Raw genomic sequence first — 233 nt, 5'->3', positions numbered from 1 at the left:
ACTTCCAGGGCTTCACGACCGATAAAGTCACGATCTGCCGGTTCCCAGGCGATAGTCCAGCCCATGTTGGCGGCTAAAGGAGAGATGGTTTCGTCCATCTCCTGACCATAAAGATTCATGCCCGCTTCCAGACGCAGCGTGTCACGCGCGCCCAAGCCACATGGCTTAACACCCGCTTCCACCAGCGCACGCCAGAAATCGGCCGCTTTTTCATTGGGCAGCGCAATTTCATA

Annotated in this window: 1 pseudogene; it reads right to left on the bottom strand. The window is 56.2% G+C overall.

From position 1 onward, the window contains the following. Positions 1-233 (bottom strand): annotated as a pseudogene (locus tag FN960_RS24820) (glycine cleavage system aminomethyltransferase GcvT); the annotation flags it as partial.

This window comes from Alkalicoccobacillus porphyridii, from assembly GCF_007293315.1.
GTDB classification, from domain to species: Bacteria; Bacillota; Bacilli; order Bacillales; family Bacillaceae_D; genus Alkalicoccobacillus; species Alkalicoccobacillus porphyridii.
Note: the sequence above shows the minus strand (reverse complement) of the source record. Positions and strands in the feature narration are given on the sequence as shown.